Genomic DNA, 19,085 nt, shown 5'->3' with positions numbered 1-19,085 from the left:
CATCGCGCGTGGCTTGACGCGCCCCGTCCAGCCCGTAGTTTGCGGCACACAAGCGCGTGAAAGGAGCCGGCAATGACCCAACGCCTTCACCTCGTCTTCGGCGGCGAGCTCGTCACCCCCGAACGGACCGAATTCAAGAACGTCGACGACATCCACATCGTGGGCATGTTCCCCGACTACCAGAGTGCGCACGACGCCTGGAAGGCCGAGGCGCAGCGCACGGTGGACAACGCGCACATGCGCTACTTCATCGCCCATATCCACCGCCTGCGCGACGAGGAGGCCGAAGCCTCGCCGACCGAGGAACTCGGCTGACCGCCTTGGCGCGACGGCCCTTCTCCCTCTCGGCCTATCTCGCGCTGGGCCGCAGCCGGTCATCCCGGCCTCTACCCGCACCGCCCCCGCGCCCGCGCGGCCCGCTGGTCTGGCTGCATGCCGCCGATGCCACCGACGCCCGGGCGCTGGCCGCCATCGCCACGCGGATGCGCGCCCAACGCAGCGAGATCACCATCCTCGCCACCGGGGCCTGCTGCGAGACCTGCGTGCCGGCCGAGGACGACGAGGACGTCATCGCGGCCGACCTGCCCGCCGAGACCGCGGCCGAGACCGAGGCCTTCGCCGCGCACTGGCGCCCGGAGGTCGGCCTCTGGACCGGCACGGCGCTGCGCCCTGCCCTGCTGCACAAGCTGCATGACAGCGGCACGCGGCTGATACTGCTGGGTGCCTCCGACGCGCCCTGGACGACGCCCGCGCCCGGCTGGATGCCGGATGTCGCGCCGGCCACGCTTGCCCTCTTTCACCGCGCCTTCACCCGGAACCGGGCCGCACAGCGCCAGCTGCGGCGCCTCGGGCTTCCGGACCAGCGCCTGATCCCCGCGGGTCCGCTCACGGCAACCGAGCCGCCGCTCGAGTGCTCCGACAGCCTGCACGAAGACATGGCCTCGGCGCTGACCGGGCGCCCGATCTGGCTCGCCGCCCGCCTTCGCGGAGCCGAGGCCGAGGACATCGTCCGCGCACATCGCCGCGCGGTGCGGCTGGCCCATCGCCTGTTGCTGATCATCTCCCCAGCCGACCGGGCCGAGGCCGAGGCCGCCGAACGCGCCGCCGCCGACAGCGGGCTGCGGCTGTGCCGCTGGGAAGCGGGCGAGACGCCCGACGAGACCACGCAGATCCTGCTGGCCGAGGATTCGACCGACCTCGGGCTCTGGTACCGCCTCTCGCCCATCGCCTTTCTCGGCGGCTCGCTGGTCCCCGGACACGGCGGCGAGAATCCTATGGAAGCCGCCGCGCATGGCACCGCGCTGCTCTACGGCCCCAACGTCGGACGCCACCTCGCCGCCTACTCGCAACTGGTCGAGGCCGGCGCCGCACGGATCGTGCGCGATTTCGATTCGCTGGGCACAGCGGTCTCGCAGCTCGTGGCACCGGACCAGGCGGCGGTCATGGCCCATGCCGGCTGGGACGTGGTCAGCCAGGGGGCTGCGCTGGCCGACGAGGTGATCGAGCTGGCCTTCGAGCGGATCGACGCCCCAGACGAGGCCGCCTGATGCGCGCGCCGCGCTTCTGGGACACGCCGCCCGACCGGCCCGACTGGCGCGCCCGCCTGCTGGCGCCGCTGGGCCGGCTCACGGCGCGCGCCACGGCGCGACGCGTGGCCCGCGCGGGTGCGCGACTTCCGGTCCCGGTGATCTGCGTCGGCAATCTCAACGCGGGCGGCACGGGCAAGACGCCGACGGTGATCGCCCTGATCGAGCGCCTGACCGCCCGCGGCGTGTCCGTTCACGTCGTCTCGCGCGGCTACGGCGGACAACTGCGCGGCCCGGTGCAGGTCGATCCGCGCGGACATACTGCCGCCGAGGTGGGCGACGAGCCACTGCTGCTGGCAGCCTTTACGCCCGTGTGGGTGGCCCGCGACCGCGCCGCCGGCGCCCGAGCCGCAGTGGAGGCGGGCGCCGAGGCGATCCTGCTGGATGACGGTTTCCAGAACCCGGCACTGGAAAAGGACCTGTCCCTGGTCGTGGTGGACGCCGGCAAGGGGTTCGGCAACGGGCGCTGCCTGCCCGCAGGGCCGCTACGCGAGCCCGTGAGCGCAGGTCTTGCCCGGGCCGACCTGTTGCTCTCGATCGGCCCGCCCGAAGCGCAGCACCGCTTCCAGGCGCTCTGGTCGGACGCGGTGCAGGTGCCAGATCTGACCGGCGTACTGGAGCCCCTGCAAACCGGCATGGACTGGCAGGATCTGCCGGTGCTGGCCTTTGCCGGCATCGGTCACCCGGAGAAATTCTTCGCCACGCTGCGCGGCCTTGGCGCCGAGCTTCGCCACGGCGAGCCGCTGGACGATCACCAGAACCTCGCGCCGGCACTGCTCACGCGGCTCGAAACGGACGCGGCGCGGCTGGGCGCGCAACTGGTGACCACTGAGAAGGACGCGGTGCGCCTGCCCCCGGACTTCCGCCAGAAAGTCCTGACCCTGCCCGTGCGGCTGCGTATCGACGCACCCGGTCCGCTGGACGCTGCGCTGGACGCGCTTTTCGCCTGAGGTCGCACGACCGGCTCCGTCCGAACAGACTTGCAGGTCCGTCGACGGAACGTGCGCCCGGCCCTGCGGCCTCACTCCGCCGCGAGGCGCTGCTCGCGGTTGCCGATCGCCGCGATCGAGGACACCACGCTGCGCAGGGTGCGCCGGAAGGTATGGAAATTCGCGTTGGGCCGAATGCGCGCCTCATCCATGTAGATCCCGCGGTCGATCTCGATCTGGATGGCGTGACGGCACCGTGCCGGGCGGCCGTAGTGCTGCGTGATGTAGGCGCCCGCGAAGGGCGTGTTCCGCGCCACGACGAGCCCCGCCGCTTGAAAGGCAGCCTCGACCCGGTCGACGATCTCTCCGCCGGCGGACGCGCCGAAACGGTCGCCGATCACGATCTCGGGCCGCGCCCCGGTGCTGCGGGCGGCGCTCGCCACGGCCTCGTGCGGCATGGAATGGCAATCGATCAGGATCGCCTCGCCGAATGCGTCATGCGCACGGTCGAGCAGATCGCGCAGGCGGGCGTGGTAGGGCGTCCAGTAGCGCGCGATTCGCCGCTCGGCCTCGGACAGCGGCAGTTTGCCGCGGTAGATCGCCCGCCCGTTCGCGACCACGCGCGGCACCACGCCCAGCCCGCTCGCGACTCGCGGATTGTGCCCGCTGCGCCGCACGCCCTCGATCAGCGCCGGGTCCAGCTCGTCGGCCGCGCGATTTACGTCGATAAAGGCCCGTGGCGCCCCGGCCCGCAGAAAAGGCGCGCCGAACTGCGGCGCGCAATCAAACAGGCGATCCACGTAGGCATCCTCGGACGAACGGATGGAATGTTCGTCCAGAACCGTGTTGCGCAGGAAGCTCCATGGGTAGTCGCGCCCCGAATGCGGCGAGGCGAAGACCACGCAGGACGTGGCCGCATCCGGCAGATCGAGGTGGTAGGCGACTTTGGGCATCCGCGCTCCTTTGGAAAAGATAATAGACCGAAACAATCCCTTGCCAAAAGCCCTTGATCCCGCCTCCGACTCTATTTATAGAGCCCGCTACCGGCGCGGATCTCCCGCGCCCCGTTTTCTTTCGGGGCCACGGAACGTGCAGGTATCACGGGCGGTTAGCTCAGCGGTAGAGCACTACGTTGACATCGTAGGGGCCACTGGTTCGATCCCAGTACCGCCCACCATGAATTCACCCCCGCGGCCTCGGCCCCGGGACACTGCAACGCCTGGCGCTCGCGCGCCGCGACAAGAGGAGAGACCGGAATGAAGGTCGCAAACTCGCTCCGCTCGCTCAAGAAGCGCCATCGCGACTGCCGCGTTGTGCGCCGCAAGGGCCGCGTTTACGTCATCAACAAGACCCAGCGTCGTTTCAAGGCCCGCCAGGGCTGAAACGCGTCTGCGTGTCAACGTGATGCAAGGGTCACCCCACGGGGTGGCCCTTTTCTTTTGCATGACACGATGTCGTGAATGCCTCAGAGCCGCGGCACTGCCGGGACGCTCTGCGACGCAGCCTTCACGAAGGCCTCGATTCGGCCAGGGTCCTTGCGGCCCGGCGCCTCCTCGACCCCGGACGACACGTCGACCTGCCGCGCGCCCGTCATCTCGATCGCCCGGGCGACGTTCTGGGGCGTGAGCCCGCCTGCCAGCATCCAGGGACAGGGCCAGCGCCGCCCCGCGATGAGCCGCCAGTCGAAGGCCAGCCCGTTGCCGCCGGGCAGATCAGCGCCCGGCGCGGGCTTGGCATCCACGAGGAGCTGGTCGGCAACGCGCCCGAACTCGCTCAGCGCCGGCAGGTCGGCCTCGGTTGCCACGCCCACGGCGCGCATCACCGGCAGCCCGTAGCGCGCCCGCACCTCGGCCACGCGCTCCGGCGTCTCGCGGCCGTGAAGCTGCAGCATGTCCAGCGGCACCGTCTCGACAATCTCGTCAAGCTCGGCATCGGAGGCATTCACGGTCAGCGCCACCTTGGCCAGCCCCGGCGGGGCCGCCAGGGCCATCGTTCGCGCCTGCGGCAGCGTCACGCAACGCGGGCTTTTCTCGAAGAAGACGAAGCCGCAATACCGCGCCCCCGCCGCCGCCACGACGGCGACGTCGCTTTCGCGCGTCAGACCGCAGATCTTGACACTCACGTCGGGCATGGCCCCCTGCTTCTTCTGGCCGTCAAATATCCCGGGGAGTCGCGCCGCAGGCGTGACGGGGCAGAGCCCCTGCCCCCGGCCGGATCAGGCGCTCTGGTCGAGAATCGCCAGGACCTCGTCCTTGTCCTTGTCGCGCTCGGCCTGCGTGCGCTTGAGTTCGCGCTCGAGCCGCCGTGCCTCGGCCTTGCGCGCGCGCGCCTCGGCGCGGTGCTTGTGTTCGCGCAGCCACTCCCAGACGAAGCCGATCATCAGCCCGACGAGAATGCCGCCGAAGAACACGATGAAGAGCGGCACAGAAACCGACCACTGGAACTGCAGCAGCGCCGCCATCTCTTCCGGCAGCAGGCTCAACGTCACCATGTTGCGGTTGGCCAGCGCCACGGCGATCAGCAGGACGGCGAGAACGCCGAGGAACACATAGCGGATGTAACGCATGAATTATTTTCCGTTCAGACGATCGCGCAGCAACTTGCCCGTCTTGAAGAAGGGCACGTGCTTTTCATCGACCTGAACCGCTTCGCCCGTCCGCGGGTTCCGCCCCAGACGCGCGTCGCGCTTCTTGACCGAGAAGGCGCCGAAGCCGCGCAACTCGACCCGGTCGCCCCGGGCCATGGCATTGGTGATCTCTTCGAAGATCGTGTTCACGATCCTCTCGACGTCCCTTTGATAGAGATGCGGGTTTTCATCCGCAATCTTCTGGATCAATTCAGACCTGATCATCCCCACAATCCCCCTGAAGCCGTCGTGTCGCGCGTCTCCTCGGTAGGACTATACGCGCGGTCGCGCAAAACGGAAACCGGGAGATCGCGCGAAAACCCATGAATTGCAGCACTTTGGCGACCTGTCGCCGCCTGTGACGCCGCCCGCCGGCTCGCAGGGCAGCGCTTGCGGGCCGGCGCCGCATCGCAGCACGCACCGTCGGGCCGGGACCGATTCGACGCCCCTGCCCCGCGAAAAGGCACCGCCGCGGGGCGTGACACCGGACCAAAGCAAAGGGCCCCGGGAAATCCCGGGGCCCGTCCGATCAGTCAGTCGATGCCGTCAGGCGATCACTCGTCGTCGCGGTTCAGCGCGGCGCCGAGGATGTCGCCCAGCGATGCACCCGAGTCGGAGGAGCCATACTGCTGCACGGCCTCTTTCTCTTCGGCGATCTCGCGGGCCTTGATCGAGAGACCCAGGCGGCGCGACCGGCTGTCGATGTTGGTGACGCGGACGTCGACCTTGTCACCGACCGAGAACCGCTCGGGGCGCTGCTCGGCACGGTCACGCGACAGGTCGGAGCGGCGGATGAAGGACTTCATGCCCTCGTATTCCACCTCGATGCCGCCATCCTCGATCGCGGTGACCTCGACGGTCACGATCGAGCCGCGCTTCACGCCGCCGACCGCATCGGCGAACTTGTCGCCGCCAAGCGCCTTGATCGAGAGCGAGATGCGCTCCTTCTCGGTGTCCACCTCGGTGACCACGGCCTTGACCACGTCGCCTTTGCGGTACTCCTGGATGGCTTCCTCGCCACGCTGGTCCCAGCTGAGGTCCGACAGGTGCACCATGCCGTCGATCTCGCCGTCGAGACCGATGAACAGGCCGAACTCGGTGATGTTCTTGACCTCGCCCTCGACCTCGGTGCCCTCGGGGTGCGTCTCCTTGAAGACTTCCCAGGGGTTGCGCATGGTCTGCTTGAGGCCGAGCGACACGCGGCGCTTGGCCGGGTCGATCTCGAGCACCATGACGTCGACTTCCTGCGAGGTCGACACGATCTTGCCCGGGTGCACGTTCTTCTTGGTCCAGGACATTTCCGAGACGTGAACGAGGCCCTCGACCCCCGGCTCCAGCTCCACGAAGGCGCCGTAGTCGGTGATGTTGGTGACGCGACCCTTGTGGACCGAGCTCAGCGGGTACTTCACGCCCACCAGGTCCCACGGATCTTCCTGCAGCTGCTTCATGCCCAGGCTGATGCGGTGGGTTTCCTTGTTGATCTTGATGACCTGGACCTTGACGGTCTCGCCGATCGACAGGATCTCGGAGGGGTGGTTCACACGGCGCCACGCCATGTCGGTCACGTGCAGCAGGCCGTCGACGCCGCCGAGGTCGACGAATGCGCCGTACTCGGTGATGTTCTTGACCACGCCCTCGACCGTCTGGCCCTCGGACAGGTTGGCGATGACTTCCGCACGCTGCTCGGCACGCGATTCCTCGAGAATCGCACGACGCGAGACAACGATGTTGCCACGGCGACGGTCCATCTTGAGGATCTGGAACGGCTGCTTGAGACCCATGAGCGGGCCGGCGTCGCGCACGGGGCGCACATCGACCTGGCTGCCGGGCAGGAAGGCCACGGCGCCGCCGAGATCGACGGTGAAGCCGCCCTTGACGCGGCCGAAGATCGCGCCTTCGACGCGGGCATCGTCAGCGTAGGCCTTCTCGAGGCGGTCCCATGCGGCTTCGCGGCGGGCCATCTCGCGCGAGATGACGGCTTCACCGCGGGCGTTCTCGGCTGCGCGGAGGTAGACTTCGACCTCGTCGCCGACCGAAATGTCGGCCTGCTCACCGGGATTCGCGAATTCCTTGAGATCGACGCGGCCTTCCATCTTGTAGCCGACGTCGATGATGGCCTGGCCCGCTTCGACGGCGATGACCTTGCCCTTGACGACAGTGCCCTCGTCGGGCGTGTCCATTTCGAGGCTTTCGTTAAGGAGGGCCTCGAATTCCTCCATGGTTGCGTTAGCCATGTGGCTCCATGTTCCTTTTCATCGGTCTTTTCTGGCCGGGCGGTTGTCTCCGCCGGTCTTGGGGTTGGTCTGGTCGGGCTGCCGCAAAACAAAGAGGGCCGGTGGTCCGGCCCTGCTCGTCCTCCTGTCCGCGGCGTTCGTGCCTGTCTTGACGCGCGGGGATATACGCGTTTTGCCCCGCCGTGGCAAGGGTGAAGCGCCTCTCGGCACCCGGGCCGCGCCGCCCGGGACATGCGCCCGCCTTCAGCAGTAGCGCTCCGGGCCGACCCACTGCGCGGCGGTGTAGCGGTCGCCGTGGCACCAGCCGACGGACAGCACCGCCTCGATGCGGGCCATGTCGTCTGCGCCCAGCGTCATCTCCGCCCCCGCGAGCAGCTCGCGGAAATGCTCCACCGAGCGGGTGCCGGGGATCGGGATCGTGCTCCCGCTGCGCGCCAGGAGCCATGCCATCGCCAGCCCTGCGGCAGGCACGCCCATCTCGGCCGCCAGCGCGCGGAAGCGATCCGTGGCCGCGAGGTTGTAGCCCAGCTCGGGCTGCTGGAAGCGTGGGTTCGCCGCGAGGAACGCCACCTCCGGCACGCGCCCGGGCGCGATCGGGCTGTCGGTCAGGAGCGAGCGGCCCGTGGGCGAGAAGGCCACGAGGGTCGTGCCGAGATCCTCGCAGGTCTGTACCAGCCCCAGCTCGGGCGCGCGGGTCGCCAGCGAGTACTCCGACTGCACCGCCGCGACCGGGTGCACCGCATGGGCACGCCGGAGACTGGAGGGGGCGATCTCGGAGAAGCCGATGGCGCGACACTTGCCCTTCGCGACCAGCGAGGCCAGCGCCTCGGTCACCTCCTCGATGGGACGCTCGTGTTCGCGGCGATGCACGTAGTAGAGATCCACGCAGTCCAGGCCCATCCGCCGCAGCGAGCCCTCCAGCTCGGCCTCGAGATGCTCGAGCGAATTGTCGTAGCAGCGCCGGCCCTCGGCATCCTTGGTGATGCCGCCCTTGGTGGCGATGTGGAAATGGTCGCGCCCGCCGGGGTTGGCGGAAAGCCAGGCGCCGATGGTCTCCTCCGAGCCGCCCATGCCGTAGACGTTCGAGGTGTCGATGTGGCTCACCCCGGCCTCGACCGCCGCGTCGAGCACGGCAAAGGAGTTCTCGCGGGTCGTCGGTCCGTAGAAATCGGTGAACGACATGGCCCCGATCCCGATGCAGGAAACCTGCGGCCCGCCGGGCCCCATCGCGCGCGTCTTCATCCGGTGCTCTCCCCCTCGCCTGTCCCTCGGCCTCAGCGCATCGAGTTCACGGCCGCAACTGCGGCGGAAATGGCGGCCTCGATGTCCAGTTTCGATGTGTCGAGGATCACCGCATCATCGGCCGGGCGCAAGGGCGCATCCTGCCGGGTGCTGTCACGGTGATCACGCTCGTGCGTCTGGTTCAGCACGGTCTCATAGTCGGTCGTCACCCCGGCCTTCACCAGCTCGTCGTAGCGGCGCCGGGCACGAACCTCGGCGCTCGCGGTGACAAAGAGCTTGGCCTCGGCCTCGGGGCAGATCACCGTCCCGATGTCGCGTCCGTCCAGAACCGCGCCACCGTCGCGCCGCGCAAAGGCGCGCTGGAAATCCACCAGCGCCGCGCGCACCTCGGGGATCGCCGCCACGTAAGAGGCCGCCTGCGCCACGTCGGGCGTACGCAGCCCCTCGGCCTCGAGATCGCTCGCGGTCAGCGTCTGCGCGGCCTCCAGCGGGCCCATCCCGTCCAGCATGCGCTTGCCCACCGCGCGGTAAAGCAGACCGGTGTCCAGATGCGCGAAGTCGAAATGCGCCGCCACGGCCTGGCTGATGGTGCCCTTGCCCGCTGCCGCCGGTCCGTCGATCGCGATTGTGAAGGCCATGTCTGCTCCTGCCTGATCCTGCGGCTCGTCCCGTTCCTGCCGAGGTTTACGCGCGACCCGCGAGGATTTGAAGCCTCGCAGCCCGGCGGCCGCAGACCATTGCGCCCCGCCCGCCGAGGCCGCGCCGCCTCATGCCTCGCGCACGATCTCGGCCCCGAGCCCGGCCATCAGCGGCTCGAAGATCGGGAAGGAGGTCGCGATCGGCCCGCCGTCATCCACCTGCACCGGCGCCCGCGCGGCAAGCCCCAGCACCAGGAACGACATGGCGATGCGGTGGTCGAGGTGGCTTTGCACCATGGCCCCGCCCGGCACGCCGCCGGGACCGCGGCCCTGCACGGTCCACCAGTCGGGCCCCTCCTCGACCGACACGCCGCAGGCGCGCAGCCCGGTGGCCATGGCATCGATCCGGTCGCTCTCCTTGACGCGCAGCTCGCGCACGCCGGGCATGTGCGTCGCGCCCTCGGCACAGGCGGCGACGACCGACAGCACGGGGTATTCGTCGATCATGCTCGCCGCGCGCTCGGCCGGCACCTCGATGCCGCGCATGTTCGGAGAGAACCGCGCACGCAGGTCGGCGGCGGGCTCGCCCCCCTCCTCGCGCTCGTTTTCGTAGGTCAGGTCCGCGCCCATCTCGCGCAGCGTCTCGAAAAGGCCCGCCCGCGTCGGGTTGAGCCCGATGTTGGGCACCAGCACGTCCGAGCCCTCGGTGATCAGCGCGGCGCAGACCGGAAAGGCCGCCGAAGAGGGATCGCGCGGCACTGCAAGGCTCTGCGGCCGCAGCTCGGGCTGGCCCACAAGCGTGATGACACGCCCCTCGTCCGTCACCTCGGTCGAGACCTGCGCCCCGAACCCCGCGAGCATGCGTTCCGAGTGATCCCGCGTCGCCTCGCGCTCGATCACCACCGTCTCGCCGGGCGCGCCGAGCCCAGCCAGCAGGACCGCCGATTTCACCTGCGCCGAGGGCACGGGCGTCGCATAGCGCACCGGCACCGGTGCCTCGGCCCCGCGGATCGTCATCGGCAGCCGCCCGCCGCTGCGCCCGTAGGCGCGTGCCCCGAACAGCGCCAGCGGATCGGTCACCCGCGCCATGGGCCGCTTGGCCAGGCTCGCGTCCCCGGTAAAGGTCGCGGCGATGGGCGTGGTGGCCATGGCCCCCATGATCAGCCGCACGCCGGTGCCCGAGTTGCCGCAATCGATCACCCGGTCGGGCTCGGCAAAGCCGCCGACGCCCACGCCGTGCACGTGCCAGGTCTCGCCCCGCTTCTCGACCTCGGCACCGAAGGCCCGCATGGCCGCGGCGGTATCCAGCACGTCCTGCCCCTCGAGCAGGCCGGTGATCGTGGTCTCGCCCACCGCGAGCGCCCCGAGGATCAGCGCACGATGCGAGATCGACTTGTCGCCGGGCACCTCGGCGGTGCCGCGCAGCGGCCCGGATCGGCTGGATTTCATCGGAATGGGCTCACCGTGGCTCGACATCATGTCCCTCGCGTTATCGCTCGCGCAGCCTGATAGCAGCGCCCGGCGCGCCCGTCCATCGCGCCCTCGAGGGGGCATCTTCTGGCTGCAAATATCCCGGGTGAATTCGCCGCAGGCGAAGAGGGCAGAGCCCTCCCCGGCCCGCCCTCACCCCCGGCGGAAGGTCAGGTAGTGCGGCACCCGCCCCTCGCGCAGCGCCTTCTGCTCGTAGCGCGTCGAAACCCAGTCGTCCCAGGGCGCACGCCAGTCGCCGGGTCCCTCGGCCAGCCAATCGAATCCCGCCTTCGGAACCTCCACCATGGTCTGGCGGACGTAGTCGGGGATGTCGGTCGCCACGCGGAAGATCGCGCCCGGCTTCATCGCTCGCGCCAGCGGCTCGAGGTGCTCCGGAGTCACGAAGCGGCGCTTGTGGTGCTTCTTCTTGGGCCAGGGATCGGGGTAGAGCAGGAAGGCCCGGTCGAGGCACTGGTCCGGCAGCACGTCGAAGAGGTTCCGCACGTCGCCGGGGTAGACCGACAGGTTGTCGACGCCCGCCTCGCGGATCTTGCCGAGCAGCATGGCCACGCCATTGATGTAGGGCTCGCAGCCCAGGATACCGGCCTGCGGGTTGCGCGCGGCCTGGTGCACCATGTGCTCGCCGCCGCCGAAGCCCACTTCCAGCCAGACCTCGCGCTCGCCGAAGAGCGCCCCGAGATCCAGCGGCGCGCGCTCGGGGTTCTCTTCCCAGTCGACCGGACCGGGCGAGAGCCGGTCGAGGTCCTCCTGCAGGTAGGCCTCCTGCGAGGGGCGCAGCGACTTGCCCTTGATGCGGCCGTAGAAGTTGCGCCAGGGAGCAGCGGGATGCTTGTTGGACGTTGTCATGGCGAGGGCGTTTAGCCCCGCCCGGCGCCGGGGGCAACACCGGCCGCGCGTCAGGCGGCCGGGACCCGCGTCTCAGAGCCGCTCGCCAAGGAAGTCCAGCAGGCCGTCCCAGGCGCCGCGGTCGGCCTCGAGATCGTAGTCGTCCGAGCCCCAGACCGTGAAGCTGTGCCGCGCCCCGCCAAAGACCTGCGCGCCGTGCTCGACGCCCGCCTCCTGCATCTGCGACAGTGCCGCGGCCATGGCATCCATGCCCGAGACCGGGTCGGCCGAGCCGTGGAACAGCATGACCGGCGCGGTCGTCGCGCTGTAGTCCTGCCCCTCCGGCGTTCCAAGACCGCCGTGGAAGCTCACGAAGCCATCCAGGTCCGCGCCCGCGCGCGCTGCCTCCAGCACCGCGGCCCCGCCGAAACAGTAGCCCTGCATCACCTTGGCCTCGGTCGCGCCGGGGATGTTGTCGGCCTCGGCGATGGAGCCCATCAGCCGCGCGCGAAAGGTCTCGCGGTCGCCATAGAGCGCACCCGAGAGCGCCCGGTTCTCCTCGACGCTCTGCGGGTTTTCGTCGGCGCCGTAAACGTCGATGGCAAAGACGGTGTAGCCCAGCGCCGCCAGCATCTCGGCGCGGCGCTTCTCGTAGTCGGTCAGGCCGTCCCAGTCGTGCACGATCAGCACGGTGCCCTTCGGCGTGACGTCGGTGTTGGTGGCGACATAGCCCTCGAAGGTCTTGCCATCGACCTCGTAACGGTGGTCCTGCGTCAGAAGTTCAGCCTGCGCTGCACTGGCGAGACACGCGGCGGCCAGCGCCACGGCACCAAGTCGGATCATCGGTCTCTCTCCCTGTCCATCCCGATACGCCCAGAGATAGCGCGGTCCGACAGCCGGTCCAGATACAAGCCGGACGCGAAAAGGGCGCCGCCGTCTCCGGCCGCGCCCCAGGTCTTTTCAAGAGGATCCGCGTCCTCAGATGGCCTTGGCCAGCGCCTCTGCGAGGTCCGTCTTCTCCCACGAGAACCCGCCGTCCGCGTCCGGCGCACGGCCGAAGTGACCGTAGGCCGCCGTGCGCTCGTAGATCGGCTTGTTGAGGTCCAGGTGCGTGCGGATGCCGCGCGGGGTCAGGTCCATGACCTTGGGGATCGCGGCCTCGATCGCGGCCGGGTCGACCTCGCCGGTGCCGAAGGTGTCGACGTAGATCGACAGCGGCTTGGCCACGCCGATGGCGTAGGAGAGCTGCACGGTGCAGCGCTCGGTCAGGCCGGCAGCCACGATGTTCTTGGCCAGGTAGCGCGCGGCATAGGCCGCCGAACGGTCCACCTTGGTCGGGTCCTTGCCCGAGAAGGCGCCGCCGCCGTGCGGTGCGGCACCGCCGTAGGTGTCGACGATGATCTTGCGCCCGGTCAGACCCGCGTCCCCGTCGGGACCGCCGATGACGAAGGTGCCGGTGGGGTTTACCCACCACTCGGTCTCGTCGCTCAGCCAGCCGGCCGGCAGGACCTCGTTGATGTAGGGCTCGACGATGGCACGGATGTCCTCCGAGGTCTGGCCCGGATCGGTGTGCTGCGTCGAGAGCACCACCGAGGTCACGCCCACCGGCTTGCCGTTCTCGTAGCGGACCGAGAACTGCGACTTGGCGTCCGGCCCGAGCGTCGGCGCTTCGCCGGACTTTCGGGCCTCGGCCAGCCGCTTGAGCACGGCGTGCGAGAAGAGGATCGGCGCCGGCATCAGCTCGGGCGTCTCGTTGGTGGCGTAGCCGAACATGATGCCCTGGTCGCCGGCCCCCTCGTCGCCGCGCTCGCCGGTCACGCCCTGGGCGATGTGCGCGGATGTTCGTGCAGGAGGTTGGTGATTTCCACCGTTTCGTGGTGGAACTTGTCCTGCTCGTAGCCGATGTCCTTGATGCAGGCACGGGTGATATCGGGGATGGCCGCCATGTATTCCGACAGCTTGGCTTGATCGGTCAGGCCGATCTCGCCGCCGATCACCACGCGGTTGGTGGTGGCGAAGGTCTCGCAGGCGACGCGCGCCAGTGGATCCTCGGCAAGCAGGGCGTCGAGGATTGCGTCCGAAATCCGGTCGCAGACCTTGTCGGGGTGGCCCTCGGAAACGGATTCCGAGGTGAAGGTATAGTTCTGTCGGGACATGTAGCGCTCCATTGGGATACCTGCCGTCACGCCAGGAAGCCGTTGTGACGGGGGATTGAACGAGATTGACCTACGCCGCGGCGACGGGGGGGTCAATCACATTCGCGTCTGGAAGGCACAAAGGCCATCAGAACGAGCAGAAAAAGTGCCGCAAAGACAGGCAGATCGCCCGTGCGGGCGTAAATCGTCGGTCGAAGCGGCTCCGGCAGCGCGGTGTCGAGATAGCCCGCCTGCCCCAGCGGGAGTGCCTTCAGAACGCGCCCTGCCCCGTCGATCACCGCCGAGACGCCGGTATTGGCGGCCCGCAGCAGCGGCAGCCCCTGCTCGATCGCGCGCATGCGCGCCTGCATCAGGTGCTGGTAGGGGCCCGAGAACCGTCCGAACCAGGCGTCGTTGGTGATCTGCAGCAGGAAATCGGGCCGCTCCTCGGCCCGGGTGTCGCGCGGAAAGACCGCCTCGTAGCAGATGAGCGGCAGCCCCATGCCCACGCGCGGACCGAAGTCCACCAGTTCCGGCCCCGGGCCCGCCGCGTAGCCGCCCGCCGCCCGCGCCGCGAGACCGGAGATGTTGATGCGCAGGAACAGCTCGGGAAAGGGCATGTATTCGCCGAAGGGCACGAGGTGGTGCTTGTCGTAGACCTGGCGCACTTCGGGCCCCGGGGCGACCAGCGCCATCGAGTTGTAGTAGGCACGTCCCTCGAGCCGCTGGACCCCCACGGCAAGGTTTCCCGGCGCGGCCGCCTCGGTGGCGATGGCCAGGGCCTCGCCCGCGTTGTCGAGCAGCATCGGCAGCGCGGTTTCGGGCCAGACCACCAGCGCCGGGCGCTCGTTCACATGCGACTGGGGCGTCGCGCCCGTGAACTCGACCTGCCGGCGGAAGAAGGTGGGGATCATCGCCTGATCCCATTTCTCGTGCTGCGGCGCGTTGGGCTGGACCAGGCGCACGACGGGACGGTCCGACAGATCTTGAAGCGGCGGCGTCAGCGCCCAGCCGCCCCCGATGAGCACGGCGAGGCCCAGCCCCGCGGCGATGCCTTTGACCACGCGGCCACGCGCCCCGGGCCGCAACGTCGAGGCCATGGCGCCGGCGGCGGCGAGCGTCGCCAGCGTGAGACCGTAGGGCCCTGTCACCGAGGCCCATTGCACCGCCGCCGTCGGCGCCCAGAGATACCCGACGAGGCCCCAGGGGAAGCCGGTGAAGGCAAAGGCACGCAGCACTTCCGCCGCGCCCCATAGCGCCACGAGCGCCAGCATGCGCCGACCGTCCCGTGAGCGTGAGGCAAGCCATGCGGGCAGCCCCCAGAACAGGGCCATGCCGGCTGCCATGCCGATCAGCGCGAAGGGAGCCATCCAGCCGGTCACGGCAGCATCGACCTGGAAGGGTTCCACGATCCAGCCCAGCGAGAGCCCGAAATACCCAAGCCCGACGGCCCAGCCGGTCCAGAAGCCGCGCCCGCGCGGCGCGTCCCGACACAGGAGCAATGCCCCGGCCAGTCCGGCGAAGGCCAATGGCCAGAGGTTCCAGGGGGGCTGCCCCAGCGCCATGACAAGGCCGCAGGCCAGGGCCGCCGCCAGGCGCATCACGCCGGCGCGCCGACCGGTCAGTCGCGGCAGTCTTGCCTCAGGCACCCTGCGCGGCCGAACGTCCATCGCCAAGCGGCTGGTCCACGACAGGCGCGGCCTCTTGCAGGGCCTCGGCCGAGGGCCGCACGCGCAGCCGCTTGATGCGGCGGGGATCCGCCTCGACCACCTCGAAATCGACGCCGCCGGGGTGAGGCACCACCTCGCCGCGCGCGGGCACCCGGCCGGCGAGCATGAAGACCAGCCCGCCCAGCGTATCGATGCCTTCCTCGTCGATCTCGTCGTGATCCGTGAGCGCGAGCCCGGTCCCCGCCTCGAATTCCTCGAGCGGGGTCTTGGCTAGGGCAAGGTAGCTGCCCGAGGATTCGCGGGTGAAGTTGCGGCCCTCGTCGATGTCGTGCTCGTCCTCGATCTCGCCGATGACCTGCTCGATGAGGTCCTCGATGGTCACGAGCCCGTCGACGCCGCCGTATTCGTCGATCACCAGCGCCATGTGGCGCCGCTCGGTCTGCATCTTGGTGAGCAGGACGCCGATCGGCATGGAGGGCGGGACAAAGACAAGCGGCCGGACCAACTCGGACAGATCGAAGTCCTCTTCACCGTGGCCGTTGAAGCCGTACTTCAGGGCGAAATCCTTGAGGTGCGCCATGCCGACCGGGGTGTCGAGCGTGCCGGAATAGACCGGCAGGCGGGTCATTCCGCTTTCGCGGAACACCTCGGCCAGCCCCTCGCGGTCGATGGTGTCGGGCACGGCCACAATGTCGGCCTTGGGAATCGCCACGTCCTCGACCCGCATGCGGCGCAGGTTGATCATGCCGTGGGCCGGACGGTGCGGCGCGGGCACAGCCTGCCCGTTTTCCGGCGCGTCTTCGTCCGGCGCCCCGTTCAGGCCGTTGAAAATACGACGGAAGAACCCCGTCTTGCACTCTGTCTGCTCTGTCGAAGGCGCGCTCTGCGCTGCCTTAGACGAGCCGTCTGTCTCGCCCATCTGTCCGTTTCGATCCTGTTCGCATACCGGGGCACGGACCCCGACACTACCCATATGGGTCCGCGACCCCCAGTTTGCCAAGTATCTTCGTCTCGAGAGTTTCCATCAACGTGGCATCCGCGTCACGCTCGTGATCGTAGCCCAAAAGGTGCAGGGTGCCGTGCACGACCAGATGCGTGACGTGATCGGCCGGCGTCTTGCCGGCTTCGGCGGCCTCGCGCGCGCAGGTTTCCCAGGCAAGCGCGATGTCGCCAAGTTCGGCCGGATCGCCCGGCATGCCCGGTTCGGGCGGCTCGGGGCATCCGCCGTCCTGCGCCGCGGCGCGCTCCTCGGAGGGCCAGGAGAGCACGTTGGTGGGCCGGGGCTTGTCGCGGAAATCGGCATTGAGTGTCGCGATGCGGGCGTCGTCGCAGCCCAGCACCACGATCTCGTGCGCCTCGGGATCGATCCCGAGATGGCTGAGCGCGGCGCGTGCGGCACTCTCTGCCAGCGCCTCGAGGTCGATCACGGCCCAGCGGTCGTCTTCGAGGATGGTGTCGGTCAGCATGGTCGGTCTCGGCGGCCCATGCGCTCAGGTCGTGCCCTCGAAGTCCTTGTCGTAGGCGTCGATGATCGCGGCGACCAGCGGGTGACGCACCACGTCTGCGGCCGTGAAGTAGTTGAAGCCGATGCCGTCGATGGGCTTGAGGATCCGCTCCGCGTCACGCAGCCCCGAGGGCACGCCGCGCGGGAGGTCGACCTGGGTGCGGTCGCCGGTGATGACCATGCGCGAGCCCTCGCCCAGACGGGTGAGGAACATCTTCATCTGCATGGTCGTGGCGTTCTGCGCCTCGTCCAGCACCACGAAGGCGTTCGACAGGGTCCGCCCGCGCATGAAGGCCAGCGGCGCGATCTCGACCGTCTTTTCCTCGCGCATCCTGGCAAGCTGCTTGCCCGGCAGAAAGTCGTTCAGCGCGTCGTAGAGCGGCTGCATGTAGGGGTCAACCTTCTCTTCCTGCGTGCCGGGCAGAAAGCCCAGCCGCTCGCCCGCCTCGACGGCGGGGCGGCACAGGATGATGCGGTCGACGGCACCGGTGATGAGCATGTTCACGCCCACCGCCACGGCAAGATAGGTCTTGCCGGTGCCCGCAGGGCCGATGCCGAAGCACATCTCGTTGCGGTAGAGCGACGCGACATAGTCCTTCTGCGCGTCGGTCCGCGGCTCGATGAGCTTCTTGCGCGTCTTGATCTCGATCTTGCCGCCTCCGAACATCTCGAGCTGCGCGTCCGCCGCGTTCTCGTCCGGCGCGAGGCGGAACTCGCGGTCGATGTCGCTGTGCCCCACGCTACGCCCCTGCTCGAGCCGCTCGTAGAGCGCCGAGAGCACCTCGCGCGCCGCGACCTGCGCCTCTTCGGGCCCGTGCAGCGCGAGCTGGTTGCCGCGGCGCAGGATCTGCACCCCGGTGCGCGACTCGATATCGGTGAGATTGCGGTCGTATTCGCCGCATAGGTCGATCAGAAGGCGGTTGTCCGGAAACTCGAGGATGGCGTCGCCGAGAGTGCCTGTGCTCACGCATGTCTCCTGCGCTTGAGAATGCCCCAATGGTGCCAAGCGCCGCGCCGGATGGCAAGCCCGCCGCACGCGAAACGGCCGCGCGGGCGATGCCGCACGGCCGTTCCGGATGCTTTCCGTGGCGTTCGGATCAGAGCGGGTCGCCGATCACCGAGGTCGACCCCTGCTTGAAGTCGCCGCTGGCGACCGTCGGCGGCGCGACGCCCGAGCAGACAGGCTTGCCGTAGCGGTCGTAGCGACGCGCGAGGTAACCCTCGACGCCGTCGTCGGCGATCCAGTTGTCGCAGCCGTCCGGATCGACCCAGACGCCCCAGCGAAGCTGGCTCAGATCGTCGCGGTCGACGAGGTTCACGTCCTTGCTCTTGTCAGCGCCGATCGGAACATCGGTGGCACAGGCAGAGACGAGCGCCGCGGCGCCCAGCACGAGGGCGAGTTTGATGGATTTCATGGGTCTGCCCTCCTCAGCGCACACACAGGATTTCGACGCGACGGTTCTTGGACATCCCCAGCGCGGTCCGGTTGGTCGCGACCGGGAAATCCTCGCCGTAGCCGCGCACGTCGATGATGCGGGCGCCCGTGGTGCGCGCCACCTTCGCCACCGCGTTGGCGCGGTTGTAGCTGAGCCGCATGTTGTACTCGTCGCTCGCGCGGGCGTCGGTGTGCCCCACGATGATGAAGCCGAAGGCCGAGGCGCTGTCGAAGAACTCGCGCAGGCGGGCCTGGCCCTTGGGATGGATGTTGTACTTGTCGGTCGCGAAGTACTGATCCGTGTTCAGCGTACCGCAGACGTTGATGTCGCGGCACACCGGCCGGCCATCGGGCGTCATGCGCGACACCGCGTAGCCCTCGACCCCGTCATCCATGACCCAGATCTCGCAGCCGTCCGGCGAGATCGAGACCCCCGGCACGTAACGCTCGCCCCGGATGGTGCGCGTGTTCTGCGTGGAAATGATCGGTGCGTTGGCCACCTTGTCGCTGCCGGCAGCGGCGGGCGCGGTGACCCCCGTGGCAGCGAGGGCAGCCAGAGCCGCCGCGCCAACGGCGCCGCGGAAGGCTTGGGTAATGAAATTCGCCACAGCCTCTGTCCCCTTGATTGTTATCCCCCAGGCACCCCGGAAGGCGGATTCGGGCCGCCGGGGCAAACTCACTATAATCAACACATTAGCAGACAGCCTGCGCCTGTGAAGAAAAAACGGTGCGCCCTGCGAACAAATGGGGAAACAATCGGACGGGGCCCG

General features: G+C 69.0%; 20 protein-coding genes, 1 tRNA gene, 1 pseudogene and 1 riboswitch. Of the genes and pseudogenes, 5 read left to right on the top strand and 17 right to left on the bottom strand.

Annotation, left to right across the window (positions count from 1 at the left end; all coding sequences use genetic code 11):
• Window positions 1-72 precede the first annotated feature (72 nt).
• Genes SALMUC_RS16655 through lpxK form a run of 3 tightly spaced genes read left to right on the top strand, consistent with a single transcriptional unit; the run spans window position 73 to window position 2,536 of the window.
• The gene (locus tag SALMUC_RS16655) at window positions 73-315 is read left to right on the top strand and encodes a DUF4170 domain-containing protein (RefSeq protein WP_020038466.1); all 243 of its coding nucleotides are present in this window, start codon (window positions 73-75) and stop codon (window positions 313-315) included.
• A 5-nt stretch (window positions 316-320) separates the two neighbouring features.
• A complete protein-coding gene (locus tag SALMUC_RS16650) occupies window positions 321-1,547 on the top strand; it encodes a 3-deoxy-D-manno-octulosonic acid transferase (RefSeq protein WP_020038467.1) in 1,227 nt (408 codons plus the stop codon).
• Window positions 1,547-2,536, top strand: coding sequence for a tetraacyldisaccharide 4'-kinase (lpxK, locus tag SALMUC_RS16645; protein ID WP_020038468.1), 990 nt, complete (start codon window positions 1,547-1,549; stop codon window positions 2,534-2,536). The genes SALMUC_RS16650 and lpxK overlap by 1 nt, the downstream gene beginning before the upstream one ends.
• Before the next feature lie 71 nt (window positions 2,537-2,607).
• Here lpxK and SALMUC_RS16640 read toward each other — a convergent pair whose 3' ends face one another.
• On the bottom strand, window positions 2,608-3,468 hold the full coding sequence (locus SALMUC_RS16640) for an N-formylglutamate amidohydrolase (RefSeq protein WP_020038469.1): 861 nt from the start codon (window positions 3,466-3,468) through the stop codon (window positions 2,608-2,610).
• A 149-nt stretch (window positions 3,469-3,617) separates the two neighbouring features.
• Between SALMUC_RS16640 and SALMUC_RS16635 the strand changes: the two genes are divergently transcribed.
• Together SALMUC_RS16635 and ykgO are read left to right on the top strand one after the other, a co-directional pair.
• Window positions 3,618-3,692 (top strand) — tRNA-Val (locus SALMUC_RS16635).
• Window positions 3,693-3,771: 79 nt separating this feature from the next.
• Complete coding sequence (ykgO, locus tag SALMUC_RS16630) at window positions 3,772-3,897, top strand: type B 50S ribosomal protein L36 (RefSeq protein ID WP_007792261.1); 126 nt, start codon at window positions 3,772-3,774, stop codon at window positions 3,895-3,897.
• Between the two features lie 83 nt (window positions 3,898-3,980).
• Here ykgO and SALMUC_RS16625 read toward each other — a convergent pair whose 3' ends face one another.
• The 16 genes and pseudogenes from SALMUC_RS16625 to SALMUC_RS16550 form a co-directional block, all read right to left on the bottom strand.
• Window positions 3,981-4,646 carry a phosphoribosylanthranilate isomerase gene (locus SALMUC_RS16625; RefSeq protein ID WP_020038470.1) on the bottom strand — a complete coding sequence of 222 codons (666 nt, stop codon included), beginning with the start codon at window positions 4,644-4,646 and terminating at the stop codon, window positions 3,981-3,983.
• Window positions 4,647-4,730: 84 nt separating this feature from the next.
• The gene (locus SALMUC_RS16620) at window positions 4,731-5,081 is read right to left on the bottom strand and encodes a lipopolysaccharide assembly protein LapA domain-containing protein (protein ID WP_020038471.1); all 351 of its coding nucleotides are present in this window, start codon (window positions 5,079-5,081) and stop codon (window positions 4,731-4,733) included.
• 3 nt (window positions 5,082-5,084) lie between these two features.
• On the bottom strand, window positions 5,085-5,366 hold the full coding sequence (ihfB, locus tag SALMUC_RS16615) for an integration host factor subunit beta (RefSeq protein WP_020038472.1): 282 nt from the start codon (window positions 5,364-5,366) through the stop codon (window positions 5,085-5,087).
• A 329-nt stretch (window positions 5,367-5,695) separates the two neighbouring features.
• Window positions 5,696-7,375: a 30S ribosomal protein S1 gene (rpsA, locus tag SALMUC_RS16610; protein WP_021120533.1), complete on the bottom strand. Its 1,680-nt coding sequence runs from the start codon at window positions 7,373-7,375 to the stop codon at window positions 5,696-5,698.
• Between the two features lie 243 nt (window positions 7,376-7,618).
• Window positions 7,619-8,617 (bottom strand): aldo/keto reductase, encoded by a 999-nt coding sequence (locus SALMUC_RS16605; protein ID WP_020038474.1) that lies wholly within the window; start codon window positions 8,615-8,617, stop codon window positions 7,619-7,621.
• Between the two features lie 32 nt (window positions 8,618-8,649).
• Window positions 8,650-9,255, bottom strand: coding sequence for a (d)CMP kinase (locus SALMUC_RS16600; RefSeq protein WP_020038475.1), 606 nt, complete (start codon window positions 9,253-9,255; stop codon window positions 8,650-8,652).
• 129 nt (window positions 9,256-9,384) lie between these two features.
• Window positions 9,385-10,731, bottom strand: a complete 1,347-nt coding sequence (gene aroA, locus SALMUC_RS16595; protein ID WP_021120531.1) for a 3-phosphoshikimate 1-carboxyvinyltransferase — start codon at window positions 10,729-10,731, stop codon at window positions 9,385-9,387.
• Between the two features lie 147 nt (window positions 10,732-10,878).
• Window positions 10,879-11,592 (bottom strand): tRNA (guanine(46)-N(7))-methyltransferase TrmB, encoded by a 714-nt coding sequence (gene trmB / locus SALMUC_RS16590; RefSeq protein ID WP_020038477.1) that lies wholly within the window; start codon window positions 11,590-11,592, stop codon window positions 10,879-10,881.
• 72 nt (window positions 11,593-11,664) lie between these two features.
• Window positions 11,665-12,414 carry a dienelactone hydrolase family protein gene (locus tag SALMUC_RS16585; RefSeq protein WP_020038478.1) on the bottom strand — a complete coding sequence of 250 codons (750 nt, stop codon included), beginning with the start codon at window positions 12,412-12,414 and terminating at the stop codon, window positions 11,665-11,667.
• Window positions 12,415-12,549: 135 nt separating this feature from the next.
• A pseudogene (metK, locus tag SALMUC_RS16580) lies at window positions 12,550-13,727 on the bottom strand (methionine adenosyltransferase).
• A 4-nt stretch (window positions 13,728-13,731) separates the two neighbouring features.
• Window positions 13,732-13,781, bottom strand: a riboswitch (SAM-SAH riboswitch).
• A 38-nt stretch (window positions 13,782-13,819) separates the two neighbouring features.
• A complete protein-coding gene (gene lnt, locus SALMUC_RS16575) occupies window positions 13,820-15,307 on the bottom strand; it encodes an apolipoprotein N-acyltransferase (RefSeq protein ID WP_020038480.1) in 1,488 nt (495 codons plus the stop codon).
• 40 nt (window positions 15,308-15,347) lie between these two features.
• A complete protein-coding gene (locus tag SALMUC_RS16570) occupies window positions 15,348-16,295 on the bottom strand; it encodes a hemolysin family protein (protein ID WP_020038481.1) in 948 nt (315 codons plus the stop codon).
• Window positions 16,296-16,341: 46 nt separating this feature from the next.
• Window positions 16,342-16,842: an rRNA maturation RNase YbeY gene (gene ybeY, locus SALMUC_RS16565; RefSeq protein WP_020038482.1), complete on the bottom strand. Its 501-nt coding sequence runs from the start codon at window positions 16,840-16,842 to the stop codon at window positions 16,342-16,344.
• Window positions 16,843-16,866: 24 nt separating this feature from the next.
• Window positions 16,867-17,847, bottom strand: a complete 981-nt coding sequence (locus SALMUC_RS16560; protein ID WP_020038483.1) for a PhoH family protein — start codon at window positions 17,845-17,847, stop codon at window positions 16,867-16,869.
• A gap of 130 nt (window positions 17,848-17,977) precedes the next feature.
• Window positions 17,978-18,295 (bottom strand): hypothetical protein, encoded by a 318-nt coding sequence (locus tag SALMUC_RS16555; RefSeq protein ID WP_020038484.1) that lies wholly within the window; start codon window positions 18,293-18,295, stop codon window positions 17,978-17,980.
• A gap of 13 nt (window positions 18,296-18,308) precedes the next feature.
• Window positions 18,309-18,923, bottom strand: coding sequence for an OmpA family protein (locus SALMUC_RS16550; protein ID WP_020038485.1), 615 nt, complete (start codon window positions 18,921-18,923; stop codon window positions 18,309-18,311).
• Window positions 18,924-19,085 lie beyond the last annotated feature (162 nt).

Origin of the sequence: Salipiger mucosus DSM 16094 (genome assembly GCF_000442255.1) — a bacterium.
GTDB lineage: Bacteria > Pseudomonadota > Alphaproteobacteria > Rhodobacterales > Rhodobacteraceae > Salipiger > Salipiger mucosus.
The sequence above is the reverse complement of the archived record's forward strand: the minus strand, read 5'-3'. Positions and strand labels throughout refer to the sequence as shown.